The organism is Streptococcus sp. NCTC 11567 (assembly GCF_902141215.1).
GTDB classification, from domain to species: Bacteria; Bacillota; Bacilli; order Lactobacillales; family Streptococcaceae; genus Streptococcus; species Streptococcus dysgalactiae.
On the sequence record NZ_LR595857.1, the window covers coordinates 135847 to 152420 of the forward strand.

At 38.0% G+C, this 16574-nt stretch carries 8 protein-coding genes and 4 pseudogenes; 10 read left to right on the forward strand and 2 right to left on the reverse strand.

Annotated features, from left to right (window positions below):
• Positions 1-125: 125 nt before the first annotated feature.
• Positions 126-1619: a transcriptional regulator RofA gene (gene rofA, locus FQT67_RS00835; RefSeq protein WP_046177421.1), complete on the reverse strand. Its 1494-nt coding sequence runs from the start codon at positions 1617-1619 to the stop codon at positions 126-128.
• A 267-nt stretch (positions 1620-1886) separates the two neighbouring features.
• Here rofA and prtF1 point away from each other — a divergent pair, with 267 nt between their 5' ends.
• The 8 genes and pseudogenes from prtF1 to FQT67_RS00880 all read left to right on the forward strand — a co-directional run bounded on the left by prtF1 (position 1887) and on the right by FQT67_RS00880 (position 14654).
• On the forward strand, positions 1887-3707 hold the full coding sequence (gene prtF1, locus FQT67_RS00845; RefSeq protein WP_261308889.1) for a fibronectin-binding protein PrtF1/SfbI: 1821 nt from the start codon (positions 1887-1889) through the stop codon (positions 3705-3707).
• A gap of 672 nt (positions 3708-4379) precedes the next feature.
• Positions 4380-4520, forward strand: a pseudogene (locus FQT67_RS00850) (group II intron reverse transcriptase/maturase); the annotation flags it as partial.
• 343 nt (positions 4521-4863) lie between these two features.
• The gene (locus FQT67_RS00855) at positions 4864-8895 is read left to right on the forward strand and encodes a SpaA isopeptide-forming pilin-related protein (RefSeq protein ID WP_232619984.1); all 4032 of its coding nucleotides are present in this window, start codon (positions 4864-4866) and stop codon (positions 8893-8895) included.
• A gap of 120 nt (positions 8896-9015) precedes the next feature.
• Positions 9016-11145: a pilin N-terminal domain-containing protein gene (locus FQT67_RS00860; RefSeq protein ID WP_046177330.1), complete on the forward strand. Its 2130-nt coding sequence runs from the start codon at positions 9016-9018 to the stop codon at positions 11143-11145.
• Positions 11146-11172: 27 nt separating this feature from the next.
• Positions 11173-12003, forward strand: a complete 831-nt coding sequence (locus tag FQT67_RS00865) for a prealbumin-like fold domain-containing protein (protein ID WP_261308890.1) — start codon at positions 11173-11175, stop codon at positions 12001-12003.
• An 81-nt stretch (positions 12004-12084) separates the two neighbouring features.
• The gene (locus tag FQT67_RS00870; protein ID WP_046177328.1) at positions 12085-12957 is read left to right on the forward strand and encodes a class C sortase; all 873 of its coding nucleotides are present in this window, start codon (positions 12085-12087) and stop codon (positions 12955-12957) included.
• The gene (locus FQT67_RS00875) at positions 12944-13777 is read left to right on the forward strand and encodes a class C sortase (RefSeq protein WP_046177327.1); all 834 of its coding nucleotides are present in this window, start codon (positions 12944-12946) and stop codon (positions 13775-13777) included. Before FQT67_RS00870 ends, FQT67_RS00875 begins: the two co-directional genes overlap by 14 nt.
• Before the next feature lie 19 nt (positions 13778-13796).
• Positions 13797-14654: a class C sortase gene (locus FQT67_RS00880; protein WP_172601555.1), complete on the forward strand. Its 858-nt coding sequence runs from the start codon at positions 13797-13799 to the stop codon at positions 14652-14654.
• A 298-nt stretch (positions 14655-14952) separates the two neighbouring features.
• On the opposite strand, the pseudogene FQT67_RS00885 reads toward FQT67_RS00880, so the two are convergent.
• Positions 14953-15537 (reverse strand): annotated as a pseudogene (locus FQT67_RS00885) (hypothetical protein); the annotation flags it as partial.
• A 69-nt stretch (positions 15538-15606) separates the two neighbouring features.
• Between FQT67_RS00885 and FQT67_RS00890 the strand changes: the two are divergent.
• Both FQT67_RS00890 and FQT67_RS00895 read left to right on the forward strand, forming a co-directional pair.
• Positions 15607-16302, forward strand: a pseudogene (locus tag FQT67_RS00890) (integrase core domain-containing protein).
• A gap of 42 nt (positions 16303-16344) precedes the next feature.
• Positions 16345-16539, forward strand: a pseudogene (locus FQT67_RS00895) (succinyl-CoA--3-ketoacid-CoA transferase); the annotation flags it as partial.
• Positions 16540-16574: the final 35 nt, after the last annotated feature.

Genomic DNA, 16574 nt, shown 5'->3' on the forward strand with positions numbered 1-16574 from the left:
TGTAAAACTTGTATTGACAGGATTACTTGAAAAATCAATACAGATAGACAGTAAAAAATCCCAGAGAATGACTCGGGATTAAGTTAAGGTGTGGTCTAAAGTCGCGCAATGTGGTGACATGGCGCTTATGTTAATTGCTTGGTTAAATCAGCTTGGAATTTTTCCTCTTTAACTTGATATATCAATTCTTGGATAGACAGAATCGATTCATCAAAAGATATTTCAGCAACAGCAATTCCTTTTGTAAGCTCATGTTGAACAAAAGGAATCAGTTGACTGTGAGTGATGACCAAATCTGGCTTTAAATCAGGAATTTGATAAACATTATCTTGCAATAAATAATAGGAATGAAAATCAATGCTTTTATCCGAGAAATACCTTGGAAAAGAATCCGTTAGGAGATGAGCATTGATAAAATTACTGGCTACGAAAACAACAACTAAAGGAGGTTGGATATTTCTTAGAATTTGCTCGACATAGTGGCAAAAAAGATGAAAATGCTTATGGTTCAAGTAACGCTTACCAGGAAGTTTGGCCATCCACTCTTCGACAATTAACTTTAAGGACGTATAGAGTTTTTGGTTTCCTTTATAGTACGGAGAAACGAATAAGTTGGTCTCAGGAATAAAATGTTGCAGATTAAACAAGAATGATTTTGAAAAAAACATAAGAGCTTTTACTAAACTAGCCTTTTGCTCTTTTAGGTTAGGTAAAAGAGTGATGATAGGATTTAAAAGCAGGCGAAAAGTATCATTTTCTTCAAAAAGTTGACAACATTGTCTGATATGCTCAGGTGTCCATTGTAAGCTCGCAAAAGAATTATTAGCGGTGATATAAATTAAATAGAGGTAGTCCAAATCTCCTGCTGAAAAGTTTAGTTGGCAGTAAGTTTCGATAATATCACGGCTACTTTTTTTCAAAGAATCGTAGATAAAAAGTTTTTTTAATTGTTGAAAAATTCTGGTTTGGGGAATAGTTACCGAAAATTGATGCCGTTTCCACGATAAAGCCAGTAAAATGTCATAGAAAGAAAACGATTCCGATAACCAAGGAGAAGTTTTAAGGTGGGTGGAACTATGGGATAAAAAGCTATGAATAGTGTTTTTGTCTTGCTGCGTCAAGTCATAAACTTTAATGCCAAACTTACTATATAGCAGAGCGATGAGGTAACGGATGCGATATTCCTCACCGACAATCTTGTTCTTAGAGAGTTTTAATTCAAAGTTTCTTAATAAAGGAATCAGTGCTTCGCGCATCCGATAAGCTGAGGAGTTTGACAAAAAATGTTTTCTCGCAAAATCCGTAAGGGGACGAGAGTGTGAACCATTTTTTATTAAAAAAGCTAGTAATTGTAAGATATTAGATGATGCATAGAGTTGGTAAAGATAAGTTTCTTTAAAAGGATGTGTAAATTGGCAAGATATCATCCTTTTTTGGATAGTCATAGACAGACTACCAGGGAAAAAGGCATTCAGTTCCTCACAATAATGGTTTAGTTGTAAAAAGGTTAAGCCAGTTTTTTCTGCTACTTCAGTTATTGGCAAATAAGATGTCTTAAAAAACAAGACAATTAACTGACATTTTGATTCGATTGATGATTCCAAGTATTTTTCTATCAAGGAAAGGGGGCCTCTCTTCCTACACTTAGAAAGCCAAATAAGTCTTTGATAAGTGTATTCTCCTATTTCAATTCTATCTAAGCTAAAAATAGAAATCAAATCTAATGGTTTTTGGTGAAAAGTCGAAACCTTTTGAAATGGCTTTAAAGCAATATTTTCTCAAAAAATCATTTTCAAAAACACTAATTTGGTGAAATATACAATCAAAAAAATATCTTTCTTGACAATAACATGGTAAGCTCATATATGTTTTTGAGAGGAGAGAAAATGAATAACAAAATATTTTTGAACAAAGAAGCCAGTTTTTTGGCACACACAAAAAGAAAAAGGCGATTTGCTGTCACTTTAGTGGGAGTCTTTTTTATGCTTTTGGCATGCGCGGGTGCTATCGGTTTTGGTCAAGTAGCCTATGCTGCCGATGAGAAGACTGTGCCGAATTATAGTAGTCCAAATCCTGAGTTTCCTTGGTACGGTTATGATGCTTATAGCGGATGGAAACCCTGGTATCATGATCTTAAAGTCAATTTAAAAGGAAGTAAGGAATATCAAGTTTATTGCTTTAACCTAAATAAAAGTTTTCCTTATAGAGTAAATAGTAGTGTCAAAAAATGGTATAAAAGATTAGAGGGAACTGCTGAAACTTTTAAAGTTCATGCTATGGCTCCCAGAGTAGGGGGAGAGGAACTAACTAAAAAATTACGGAGCGTTATGTATAACGGCTACCCTAATGATGCAAATGATATTATGAAAGGGTTGGACACTTTAAATGCTATAAAAGTAACCCAAAGTGCTGTCTGGTATTATTCTGATACCTCAGAGTTTATAGTGGATGAACAGTGGAAGTCTGAATTAAGAGATGGAGAAATTAGCGAAAGTCAAGTAATGTTAATGCGTGATGCATTGAAAAAACTAATTGATCCCAATTTAGAAGCTACTGCAGTTAATAAAATCCCATCAGGCTATCGTTTAAATATCTTTGAGTCTGAAAATAAAGCTTATCAAAATCTTCTAAGTGCTGAGTTTGTACCAGAAAATCCCCCTAAACCTGGTGAAACCCCTGAACATGGACCCAAAACTCCCGAGTTGGATGGCACTCCAATTCCCGAAGGCCCACAACGTCCAAATGAGAGTTTAGAACCTACGCTTCCACCGGTGATGCTAGACGGACAAGAAGTCCCCGAAGTTCCAAGTGAGAGCTTAGAACCTGCGCTTCCCCCATTGATGCCAGAGTTAGATGGTCAAGAAGTCCCTGAAAAACCTAGTATTGACTTACCTATTGAAGTTCCTCGTTATGAGTTTAACAATAAAGACCAATCGCCTCTAGCGGGTGAGTCTGGTGAGACGGAGTATATTACCGAAGTCTATGGAAATCAACAGAACCCTGTTGATATTGATAAAAAACTTCCGAATGAAACAGGTTTTTCAGGAAATATGGTTGAGACAGAAGATACGAAAGAGCCAGAAGTGTTGATGGGAGGCCAAAGTGAGTCTGTTGAATTTACGAAAGACACTCAAACAGGCATGAGTGGCCAAACAACTCCTCAGGTTGAGACAGAAGACACGAAAGAGCCAGGAGTGTTGATGGGAGGTCAAAGTGAGTCTGTTGAATTTACGAAAGACACTCAAACAGGCATGAGTGGTCAAACAACTCCTCAGGTTGAGACAGAAGACACGAAAGAGCCAGGAGTGTTGATGGGAGGTCAAAGTGAGTCTGTTGAATTTACGAAAGATACTCAAACAGGCATGAGTGGTCAAACAACTCCTCAGGTTGAGACAGAAGACACGAAAGAGCCAGGAGTATTGATGGGAGGTCAAAGTGAGTCTGTTGAATTTACGAAAGACACTCAAACAGGCATGAGTGGTTTCAGTGAAACAGCGACTGTTGTTGAAGATACGCGTCCGAAGTTAGTGTTCCATTTTGACAATAATGAGCCCAAAGTGGAAGAGAATCGGGAAAAACCTACAAAAAATATAACACCTATCCTTCCTGCAACAGGAGATATTGAGAATGTTTTGGCCTTTCTTGGAATCCTTATTTTGTCAGTACTTCCTATTTTTAGTCTTTTAAAAAAACAAACAAAACAATAAAGTCTGACGTAGAAGTATTCTATATAGTAGACCTACAACCTACAGGAAATCAAGTTATTGTTAAACGTCGTAAAGCTTAACGCTTTCAAAAGTCGAAATCAATCGAGACTGTCTTTATGCAGTCTCGATTTTTAAGTACGACGGGCATGTCTTACATCTGAGGTGCAAATCCTTCGCGGACACCCGCTACCGGTGAATCCAATAGCGATGCCCAAGTCTGATTATCGTGAGTAGTGGGGAGAGGAAGGGAGAGTGAAATCATGGCTCTACAAACAGAAACGTGATATCAAGGCGTATATAGCAGACGAGGAGGCCTGAAACTCTAAAGTCCAAAAAGGTAGTGGTAACCTATAGGCGTAAATATGAGAGTAAACGAGGAAAGGTGTACACCTTATCCTTTGAGGTCTCATGAGCGTTCTAGACGTAGTAACAACGAATGCTGAGAAGTCAGCCGATGCCATAGTAGCGATGAAATTTCTGTAATGGAAGTAGAGCGAAGGGCTAAACAATTAACCGAAGTATACCTACTTCACTTGTGTCTGTAAAACTAGTGCTCTGATAGAACTGGGTGCGGTCACGTATTGACTAGAGGAAAGTTCACTAATATAAGATGTCCCTCAGACACCAAAATAAGAAAGGAATACGCAAAGAGGGGTGGAAAAGTCGTCCACATCAAGATGGGGCGACCATTATCAATTAGTAGCTCAAAAGTCAGTTCTAAAACAAGCTATATCAAAAACAGTCCTCGCAAAACGGGGACTGTTTTCTTACTTGGATGACTACTTAGAACGACATGCGTTAAAAGTTCATTGAACCGCCGTGTGCCGAACGGCACGCACGGTGGTGTGAGAGGGGCTAGAAATTAGCCCCTACTCGATTTCTATCTAAGCTAAAAATAGAAATCAAATTAAAAGACTAGAAAATAAATTTCAGAGTGCTTGGAAATATCTCCAAATAAACATTTTTCTCAAAAATGAGGTTTTCATATAAGAAATATGGAGAAAAAAATGAGCTTACAATAATCTAAGGTAAATGTAGTTATGATAAGGTAGATATATTAGAAACTGTATTTTTGTAAAGTTTAATGTACAGTAGATTGGAGAGAGAGTTAGTTATAGTGATAAACAGAAAAAAGAAATATAAACTAATTAGACTGATGGTTACCTTAAGTCTTATTTTTTCGCAGTTAGCACCACCTTTTGATGCTTTAATGTCCTTATCAGGACATTTAGGGACAAAAAGCCCTGTCACAGAAGTCAAAGCTGAGAGTGTGAGCACCTCAAAGACAGGAAGTTTTAAGCTCAAAAAATTTGATGAAGACGGAAGGACACCCATTAAGGATGTAAAGTTTCAGTTAACATCGGATACTAGTACATCAAGCTATCAAACTGAACAAACAACTAGTGGTACAGGTGATGCTAAATTTGCTAATATCCCTCCAGGAACTTACCTTTTAAAGGAAGTAGCACCACCAAGTGGCTATCAGGTGATGACTGATTATTATAAGATAACCGTCAGTCCAGACGGGTACACACAGTATACTTATGTCAAAGCAGGAACAACGACTAGTAGCCCAACATCCTCTCTTCCTTCGACAGGTGGCGGAGGAACAGGCGGGACTATCCTCAGGAGTCCAAAAACCTCTGGCGTAGTGACAGTAACTAGCTATAACTTTACAACTAAAAATAAAGCTTCAGGAAATACAGATTATACAAAATTATGGGCGACATCGGGAGAGTTTTTCGATATGTCCTTTAAATTGAAGGTCAACGAAGGGACACAAGCGGGTGATTCTTTTACCATAAAATTAAGCGACTACTTATCTCCAAATGGTATTCGTGAAAAATTCATCTCGGCACCTCCTTTGATGCTCGATCAGAAAGTGGTTGCCACAGGGATTTATGATGAGGCCAGCAATAGCTACATCTATACCTTTAATGATCTCATTAATCATAAACAAAACGCTGAAATAACAGTCAATTACACCTTCAGTCCAGAAGCTAAAAAAGTTGATCGAGACTGGTATGAAAAAAGCTATAGTATTAGCAATATCATTGACGGTCAGAAGCAAGATTCTGGTAACTTTACGATCGACTATGGTGAAGGCCAGTACATGGCTGGAACATTAAATAGAGGCTTAAGGTTAAGGAATAACATTACTTACCTTAATCGGACGACTGGCGAAGTTGAATATACTATTTACTTGAATAATGGAGCACCACCTAAAGATAGTAAATATACAGTATCCGATCCATTGGTGGCGTTACATTATGTAAATGTAGCAGAAAAATCGAGTGTTGTGTCATTCAATAAGGACGATATCACTGTTTATCGGATTCCCTTAAGTCAAAAAACGACTATGATGCCCTACAGTATGTCAGGAGAAACAGATGGTTTGACTACTATTCCTGTTAGCTATGATGGTCAAGGGTTCTCACTACCTAAGGGAAGCTTTCTTGATCCAGAAACTAATAAAAATACTGCGGGTATTTTAATCAAAATAAAAGCTAAGATTAATTCTTCGGCTAGAAATGCAGATGTCTCTTTAAATGCTATTTGGAAATACACACAAGCTGGAGGACAATCCAATGCCAAAGCCAGTGCTTTTGAGCTAGGAAACACATCATCTGGGGTAGCCAATAATATTGAGCCTACTGTAACGATTCGTAATTACAAAACAAAAAAAGGTTCAATCGTCTTTACAAAGCAAGATGTTGAAACTAAGAAAGCTTTGAGTGGCGTTGCCTTTAGATTAGAGAAAAAAGGAGAGACTGACTGGCAAGTTGTCGAGAAATACAAGGATGTCAAGACTGGAACAAATGGCAAGTTAACCCTATCAGACTTAGATGCTGGAGAATATCAGTTAATTGAAACAAAACCTTTAGAGGGTTACCTAGCGGTATCGGGGCCGGCAGCATCCTTTACGATAACAGACCAAGGATTAGAGGCTTCGATCAAGCCATCAGATAAAATCATCCAGAACACGAAGCCAGGCAAACAAAAGATTAAAGTCATCAAAAAAGATGAGCAAAGTACAGTACCATTAGCGGGAGCCAAATTTCAGCTTGAGTCTAATAAGGGTGTGGTACTAACTGGTGAGACAGATGGCAAGGGAGAGTATACTTTTACAAACTTACCATTTGGTGACTACATTTTGACAGAGATTGCCGCGCCAAAAGGATATGTTTTAGATAAAATACCTCGCACTATTACAATAGGAGATACAGCGGATAAAGAGCCGGAATCTACAGTTGCAGCATCCGCTACATCAAGGACCGTTCGATCAGTGAGTCTTTCAGCAACGGCAGTATCTGGCAAAGATGTGTCTAGCAATATTCTAGTCAAAAAAGTTGAGTTTGCTACAACAAATGGACAAGAACCCTTGCATGTTAATCCCAATCATGGTGAAAACCTGCTTGCTCGATCAGAGTTTGAAATTAAGGCAGGGGGGAATATTAATAAGGGAGATTATTTTGCGGTTAAACTCTCAGATAATATAGATCCCTTTGGGGCTTCAACAGGAGAAACAACAACCTTTAACATCATTGGTCCTTATGGCACCCTAGCTGTTGGTAAGTATGATAGCAAGAGCCGAAATATTATTTATACTTTTACAGACTATGTTGAAAAATATGATGTTTCAAATTTTTCAACGATCTTACCATACTTTATAGATCGTTATGCTGTTACTAGAGATGAGGATATTGAGATTTCAACAAGCGTTGGCAGTCAGACAAATACCGCCAAAGTTCGGGTGCTCTATACTCCTTATTACGGCTATACGGATAGCTATTCACCGGTCAATATTGGTTCCATGCTCACTAAGCTGGATTTGAAAAATGGAACCTTTACAAACTATGTCTATATTAACCCGAGGCATGAGAGTATTCGTAATGGCGAATTGTATTTCATGGGATACGGAGCTGCTGTTATCGATTCAACGACTCAGGTAACACTATATCGTTCCTATGAGGCTTCTGATATGCCACCAAGCTGGGGCGTAAGGGATGATACTTTAATAGAAGAAAGAGATATTCCTATTGTTAAGGAAGACGGACGCCTCTATATTAACTTTGAGAATGAACTTGAAAACAGGTCATCATTTGTCATGAAAGTTGTTGGAAGAATCGATTCTTCTTCTGAGGCACCACTCCAAACAAGAGCTCTACTTTCTCAAAATTATTATAATAATTATTGGTATTATACCCCAGAAGGGCGTTTGATACCACAAGGCCCATATTCAGAAGAGGTTACATATGATGCGGGGGTTATTTTAAAGTCGGGTGAAAGCAGTGCCGATGGTGGGATCAGAGTAACCGTGACTAACCGGAAAAATAAAGTTGAGTTTACGAAGACTAATGTTACGGGAGACCCATTAGAAGCGAGCTTTGAGTTACGCAAAGTGAAGCCAGATAAAACATTTACTAATCTAAAAACAGTAAAATCTGATAAAGATACGGGTAAATTTGCTTTTGAAGGTATGGAATCAGGTAACTACGAGGTCTGGGAAACACAAGTACCATCCGGTTATCTGAAGCCAGATAAAGCAGTAGCTACTTTCAAAGTTGATAAGGACGGTACAATTAAAGATTTGACACCTGATAACGGTAAGATTATTAATTATCCTAATACTGCTAAGATTATTTTTACAAAAATGTTGGCTTCTGAAAAAGGGGAATTGTCTCCTGCTACGAAAGAGAAGTCTGCAACGTTTAGTTTATGGCGACGTAAAGATAGTAATGGAAAAGAAATTGATACACCTACACAGGCTTATGATGAGCAATATTATGAACCTGTCTTGATGAATGGTGCTACTCGAACAGCAACTTCAGATGATAAGGGTAATGTCTTGTTTGACAACTTGTCCCCAGGTTTTTATGCCATCAAAGAGGAGTCAGCACCTGATGGTTATGTGAAGCAAAAAGGAATAGTTCGAATCTTCCAAGTAGATGCAACCGGAAAAGTCATTAAATATCGTCTTCTTAACGATAAAATAGTGACTGATAAGCTAGTAGAAATTAAAGAATCAGACGGAGACTTACAGAAAGAATTCAATGAAATCATTAATCACAAGTTTGTCTTCCCTATGACTGGTGGTCAAGGCATTACATTATTTATGGTGGTTGGTGGTGCTATTATGGGGATTGCTTATCTTGGTCATCGTAGAAAACAAAGATTAAATGATTGATGGTTGTTATTTGAATATTGTGGAGACCCTCCTTTTAGAGAGGGAGTTGCCAGTAATTTAACAATCAAAAGAGTCAAAAAAACATTTAGATAAATATTTTTTACAAATAGGAGAGAACAGTTGAAAACGAAGATATTTAGTAGATTGGCAGCAGTATTGCTGGTTTTGGGAAGCCTTTTACCGACAGTTGTAGCTGTGGCAGAAGCAGAATCATCACATAAAACCGATGTTGTTATTCATAAAATTAAAATGACAAGCTTAGTTGGCTGGCCTAAGGAAAAAAATCCGGATGGAACGTACACAGGAGATAATAATCAAAACTATAACGGTGAAAAGATTAATACAATAACAAGCTACTTTGGTGCTGGAGCTGAAGAGCTTGATGGTGTTAGCTTTACTTACTGGAAGGTAGGGAAAAAAGAAGATTATGAGAAGTTAACTAAAAATCCTCAAAACTACGATACAGTACTAAAAGTGCAAGCACTTTTAAAAAATGCGGGGGAGTCTTCGGGGACTACTACTGAAAAGACTGCTAATCAACAGGGTGTCAAAGTTGCGAATCTTACAGATGGTTACTATTGGTTTGTCGAAAACTCGGGTTCCAATATTGCTAATGGTGAGACCTTGTCTTCAGGAGCTGCGGTACCATTTGGCTTGGAGTTACCAGTTTATAAGGCTGATGGCTCAATAATTAAAGATCTGCATGTATATCCTAAAAACACCACAACAAAACCAAAAATTGACAAAAACTTTAGTAACGAGGAAAAAGATGCAAAGCTAGCAGGCGGAGCTAATTATGATCATTATCAAAAAGATAAAGGTCACGTATCGCGGACAATTGGCTCAGAAGTCACTTATCACATAAAAACAGAGATTCCAGCCGGTGCACAGTATCAAGCCCTTCGCTGGGAAGATACGATGACAAAAGGGTTAACTTATAAAAATGGAAGTTTGAATCTTGGAATTACTCATTCAGGTAATAATATCGATAATTTTAAGGTTGGAACAGATTATAGCCTAACTGAAAATCAAAGTGGATTTGTCTTGAAATTCACTGAATCAGGTCTAGAAAAAGTTAAAAAAGCTGTTCAAGCAACTAAGGACGCTAAGGGTCAAGTTACAGCTGATGGTCACCCAATGACAGTGGATATAAGCTATAAAGCGACTGTCAATAGCGATGCCGTCGTTGACCAACCAGACAAGAATACAGTTATCTTTGATTACAGCAACAATCCTAAAGAACATAAAGACCCAAGAGATAAGTCAACAAAGCCAAAAGATAAGTCTATTACAGTTAACAAAACATGGGCTAGCCAACCAGCGCCTTCAGGTGTTGAAGTGACCTACTACCTTTACCAAAAAGGCGCTATGTCAAGTGATGATAAGGTGGTGGATTCGGTCACATTGACTAAAGGGTATAGTCACACCTTTAAAAACTTAGATGATACTAAGGACTATTATATCAAAGAAGGTGTTATTGGTTACACACCAGAGTATACAGTTAGCGAGCAGGGAAAAATTTCTATTACGAATACCAAAGATGAAAAAAATCCAGATCCTCTTAAACCGACTAGTCCAGCAATTGTAACACATGGTAAAAAATTCGTTAAGACAAGTCAAGAAGATGAGCGTCTACAAGGTGCAGCCTTTGTTGTAACTAATCAAAAAACAGGTGGTAAGTATTTAGCCATTAAAGCTGATAATGAACAAAATGCTGAAGAGAAAGCTTATCAGGAGGCTGAGAAAAAGTACCAAGAAGAGATTAAGAAAGCTACTACAGACAAGCCTAATACATTAGAAATTGAAAAGGCTAAGAAAGCGCGTGACGATGCCTTCAAAAAAGCAAGAACTGCTTATGAATGGGTAAGTGATAAACAAAAAGCAATCAAATTCACGTCAAATAGTAAAGGACAGTTTGAGGTAACAGGGCTTGCAGCTGGAACCTATTACTTAGAAGAGGTAGCAGCTCCTACTGGCTTTGCAAAACTTCAAGAAAAGGTTGAGTTTACACTTGGTTTCAACTCTTACAATGGGCATAAAGATCAATCTGGTCAAAGTTTGGAAGGGCATACTCAATATGAAAAAGGAACACCTGATTTTGGTTACGGACAACGGGTGATTAACAAAAAAATCACCATTCCTCAAACTGGTGGTATTGGTACAGTTATCTTTACTGTGGTTGGTTTGGCAATCATGACCGTTACTGGATTGATGATGATCCGTCGTAATAAAAATGATAAATCGGAATAGTTTGTTAGAAAAATGGGAGGTACACAATTGAAAATAGGACGATTGATTCGCTTGATGCTATCGATTTGCGCTTGTTTGTACTTTTTGACGTCTCCTATTTTTGCTTTGCAGAAAACGTCATCCGTGACGATTCATTTTGAGAAGTCTGATAAGGATACACAACTAGCGTTGTGGCAATTGCCCGAGGGACAAACTTTGCCCGAACTGGAAACACTATTTGAGAAGACAGATGCTGAGTTAACCCATCAGTATCCTCAAGTATCAACTGTCACAGTACCAAAAGGTGAGACCAAGCTTGTATTATCAAATCTACCTGTAGGAGCGATTTACTACGTTAGAGAGGCAGAAGAACGCTTAGGTGTTCACTCGCTAGCGCCCTTTATCTTGAAGGTTGATACAGATGATGATCAGGCCGTTTATACAAAGAAAGCAAAGCCTCAAAAACGTGGTTCGTACCCTTTTGTTAAAGTTTCTGCTCAAGGTGGTAGTCTAGAAGGAGCAACTTTTGAGGTTTGGAAACAAACCCAAAAACAGCTACAACCTGTTATTAAAGGTGGCAGTCGGTATCTCCTAACGTCCTCGAAAGATGGTTCTTTTATGGCAAAAGATTTACCATTTGGGTCTTATGTTTTAAAAGAAATCACTGCTCCAAAAGGTTATCTTTTGTCAAAAAAAACTATATCATTTGAAGTAACAGATTATTCAGAAAAACAAGCCCCTGTGAAAGTCGTCAACCAGCCTAAGGTCCCTCCTAGAATTGAAATTCCCTATACAGGTAATGCGATTATGATTTTGGTGGTTTTACTTGGTTTTGCACTATTTACACTAGGTGTCTATCTGGTACGTAAGAACGGTTAATGAAGAGACAAGGCACTAAGATTACTAGAGGTCCCGTAAGGTGCCTCTAGTTTTTTAAATAAAAGGAATAAAGGTGATAGCATGAAACAGCAATCCAAGCGGCATCGCTTAAATCAAAATATTGCTCTGATAGTAGTGTTTTTGATAGGCTTGACTATTTTATTATACCCGCAAATTTCTAGGATATACTACACTATTGAATCAAACAATCAGTCTAAGCAATTTGACCGGGAGAAATCAACGTTGCATCAAGAAGATATTAGTCAGAGGATAGCTCTTGCAAAGGCATTTAATGCCAGTTTGCATGATGTAAACCTCAAAGATCCCTATTCCGATGATGAAAAAACAAAAGGTCGTGCGGAGTATGCACGGATGCTTGAACTTCATGAACAAATAGGACATGTGGAAATCCCTAAGATAAGGGTCGATTTGCCAATTTATGCTGGAACAAGTGATGAAATTATTTCTAAAGGGAGTGGGCATCTAGAGGGAACATCTTTGCCAGTTGGTGGGGAAAACACGCATACGGTGCTGACGTCACATTCAGGTTTGCCCTCTGCGAAACTCTTTTCAGATTTAGCGAAGCTTAGGAAGGGAAATATTTTTTATATCCATAACATTAAAGAAATTCTTGCTTACCAAATAGATCAGATTAAAATAATTGAACCAGATGATTTTTCAGATTTACTGATTGTTCCCGGTAAAGATTACGCTACGCTTCTAACGTGTACCCCAGTTGGGATTAATACGCATCGGTTGATTGTTCGTGGGCATCGTGTTCCATATGTTTCTAATGAGCACAAGAATAATAAACAAAAAGCGTCATCAGGCTACATGTGCTACCTGTTTGTACTTCTTGCTTTACTTGCACTACTTTTCGGTTATTGGTTTTACCGTCAGAAAAAAAAGAAGAGCCAGAAAGTTAAGAGAGAGGAGTTTCATGCTAAAGAATAAGCAATCATTATCGTTAAGGGAACGACTAATTCAAGTCATGTTCCCCTTGTTATTCCTTATGGGATGTCTTATAATGTTGTATCCCTTGGTGTCAAACTATTATTATCGTGTGAAGCAAAACCAAGCAGTAACGTCATTTGAATCAGCTAAAGTCATCGTTAATAAAGATGATATCAAACGACGTATGGCTCTAGCTAGAGCCTACAATGCCACTTTAGATCCAGGAAGGATTAATGATCCTTATACAGATATGGAAAAAAAGGGTGTTGCGGAGTACGCGAGAATGCTAGAACTTAATGAGCAAATTGGTTATGTTGAAGTGCCGCGTTTTGATATTAATCTCCCGATTTACGCTGGAACAAGTGACGACGTTCTCCAAAAAGCCGCAGGGCATCTAGAAGGAACCTCTTTACCAATTGGGGGCGATAGCACCCATACCGTTATTACAGCGCATACTGGACTACCTCAAGCTAAATTGTTCACGAATATTCACAAGATGAAAAAGGGAGATTTATTTTTTATTCATAATATTGACAAGACCCTTGCTTACAAAGTAGACCAGATTTTAGTTGTAGAACCCGATAATTTCACCCCAGTTTTAGTGAAAAATGGTTTTGATTATGCAACATTACTAACCTGTACACCATACGGAATCAATAGTCATCGATTATTAGTACGCGGCTACCGTGTTCCTTATCAAAAAGCGTTTGAAAAAGCTGATGCTCAAAGACCATGGTATACAAAAGCTATTTTTCTTGTAAGTTTTCTACTATTTGTTATACTAGTGATAATTCTTTTAATCAATTGGCATCGCAAGTAATACAGAAAGGAATAGTTTAGTGTCTAAACAAAAATGTGTTGGCTATGTTTTAATGATTTTGGGACTTGGTCTTCCCTTATTTTTCTTAACACTAATGTCCCTTAACCAATTTCAAGAGCAGGTTGCTTATCAAAAGTTTCAAACGGAGAATAGATCGTGGAAAAATTCACAAAAAGAATGGGTTAATCGTCACAATCAAGAACAAGCGTTAACCGACAGAGCCACAACAGACCCGTTTGTAGATGCACAAAACCAGTTGAAGCAGAGCCCTTTTGACGATAATATTATTGGTTATATTATCATTCCAAAGCTTCGCATGGCACAACCGATTCGTGTAGGTGCAAGTGAACGTCATCTTGAAAAGGGAGTAGCGCAGGTTACTGGAACTAGCCTACCCATCGGCGGATTAGGGACGCGATCGGTTATTGCAGGGCACCGTAGCTGGTATGATAATGAACGTTTTCTTAGGATAGCAGAATTATCTATTGGAGATCAGATTGTGATTGATTTAGGTGTTTATCAATTAGAGTATAGTGTTAAGAGTGTTGAGATTATTGATGCCAAAGATTGGCGCCAATTAACGGCTAAAAAAAGCCAAGATTTAATAACGTTACTGACCTGTAATCCTCTTTATCCCCCTTTTAATGAAAGGCTACTAGTAAATGCAGAGAGAGTATTGCCTAGCCTTTCTGATTTACCAACTAAAACGCGAAATAAGACGGATCAATCTCAACTAGAAAGTCCACTGGTGTCTCACAAGACTTCACTTGTCAAATTACCGCTAGTATTACCTTTTGGGATTTGGGTCTGTTTGGGCTGGTTGATAGAAAGTTATTTCATATACCGTCTATTTCGCCAATGCAAAGGTGATAGCTAATACTTCTGACGACGTTCCCTCCCCTCTCCTCTCATTAGTTTAGGTAATATTAGTTACTGCATTGTTTACGTTGAGTCATAACCTATTACAAGCAGATTAAAGGGGTGAAAATGAGTCTATGACAAAAGCTTAGCAGTTTGGTCATATCATTAACTACAAGAGACCAGAGCTGCTTGTTAAGTAGTTCAAAAAGGCAGAGCCTTAAAAGGTTTTCTGCCTTTTTAATCTTGTTGGGCACTTACGAAAGTATTTCGGCCACTTCAAGCATAATAAAAAGATGATGGACTGGCAGCTTCATTTACTCACCGAACTCCCCTTTATAACTTGGGAATGATGCTGCTAATGGGTTGTTTTGTTTAATACCTGCTATAAACGGTAATTTATCCCATTTATCTTTGTAACCTTCTTCAAGCTCAGTTTTAAACTTCCAAACCATTTTATGAGAAAAATAAGTGTGTGATTGACGGCCATAGGTGTCTACTAAAACGTGAGAAAATTTTCCGTCGTTTTTTAGTTTGTAAAATTTATCTAGAGAAGGACTCCAGCCAGTATAACCAGGGAATTTATCAAATTCTTGATTAAAATTTGTTTTTTGGCTTTTCCAATCATAATGCCATTGTGTATTTTGTACTGTTTTTGAATAAATTTTTCCATTTTGCCAATGATCTTGAACAGTTATTTGAGTAGGAGCTTTTACACCCTTAGGAAGAAATACTGAAAAATCAGGATAAGTCCAGTTTTCCAATGCTTTGTTAAAAGCTACTACCCATTCGATACTTTTACCATCATGAGATAAATTTTTAGTATAGTCGACATAGTTATCAACATAGTAATTTCCCTGCCAGTAAAGGTGCACTTTACCTTTCTCATCAATGTTATCATGTGAATCGGTTACACTAAACTAGACAGAATTTATAAAGTGTTCTACACTAAAGAAAACAGGAGAACAGATATGTCTAGAAAAATACGTCGCCACTTCACCGATGATTTTAAGCAACAAATTGTTGACCTCCACAATGCTGGAATGAAACGAAGTGAGCTTATCAAAGAATATGAGTTAACGCCCTCAACCTTCGATAAGTGGGTCAGACAAGCCAAACTAACGGGTTCCTTCAAGTCTGTTGATAATCTGACAGATGAACAGCGGGAGCTAATTGAACTCAGGAAACACAATAAAGAACTCGAAATGCAATTAGATATCCTAAAGCAAGCGGCAGTGATTATGGCACAAAAAGACAAGTAATCACTGCTAATAAGGATAAATACAGCATTTCAGCTATGTGTCGTTGGCTGGCACAAGACTGCGGAGCTCGTTAAACAAGCCATTCAAAGCATCCCTTATGCACTAACCAAGGTCAAGATGTTCCATTCTGATCGTGGCAAGGAGTTTGACAATCAGCTGATTGATGAGATGCTTGAAGCTTTTGGAATCACCCGTTCTCTCAGTCAGGCTGGTTGTCCCTATGACAATGTCGTCGCTGAGAGTACCTATCGTTCCTTCAAACTGGAGTTTATCAACCAAGAAACCTTTCAATCACTAGAAGAATTAGCCCTCAAAACGAAAGATTATGTCCACTGGTGGAACTATCATCGCATTCATGGTAGTCTTAACTACCAAACTCCCATGACCAAACGAATTATCGCTTAAAAAGCACTTTATAAAAATTGTTCAGAAAAGTGTTGCCTTTTCAAAGGAAAGCATAAGCTCCTAAAAGAATGTACCTTACCTTTAACAGCAAAAGGTGTGGTTGACCTTATTATCACAGAAATGGGTGTGTTTAAAGTAACGCCAGATGGTATCCAAGTAATTGAAATCAGTGAAGGGTTTACTTTTGATGAGGTTCAAGCTGCGACAGGTGTCCCTCTAAGCATAGCTGAAGGTTAATGACTAGTAGCCTTTTCTTGCCATAAAGGCATATT

Excerpts from the sequence above, each read along its gene's own strand:
- prtF1 (WP_261308889.1), top strand. The coding sequence starts at position 1,887 with ATGAATAACAAAATATTTTTGAACAAAGAAGCCAGTTTTTTGGCACAC.
- FQT67_RS00855 (WP_232619984.1), top strand. The coding sequence starts at position 4,864 with ATGGTTACCTTAAGTCTTATTTTTTCGCAGTTAGCACCACCTTTTGAT.
- FQT67_RS00870 (WP_046177328.1), top strand. The coding sequence starts at position 12,085 with ATGAAACAGCAATCCAAGCGGCATCGCTTAAATCAAAATATTGCTCTG.
- FQT67_RS00875 (WP_046177327.1), top strand. The coding sequence starts at position 12,944 with ATGCTAAAGAATAAGCAATCATTATCGTTAAGGGAACGACTAATTCAA.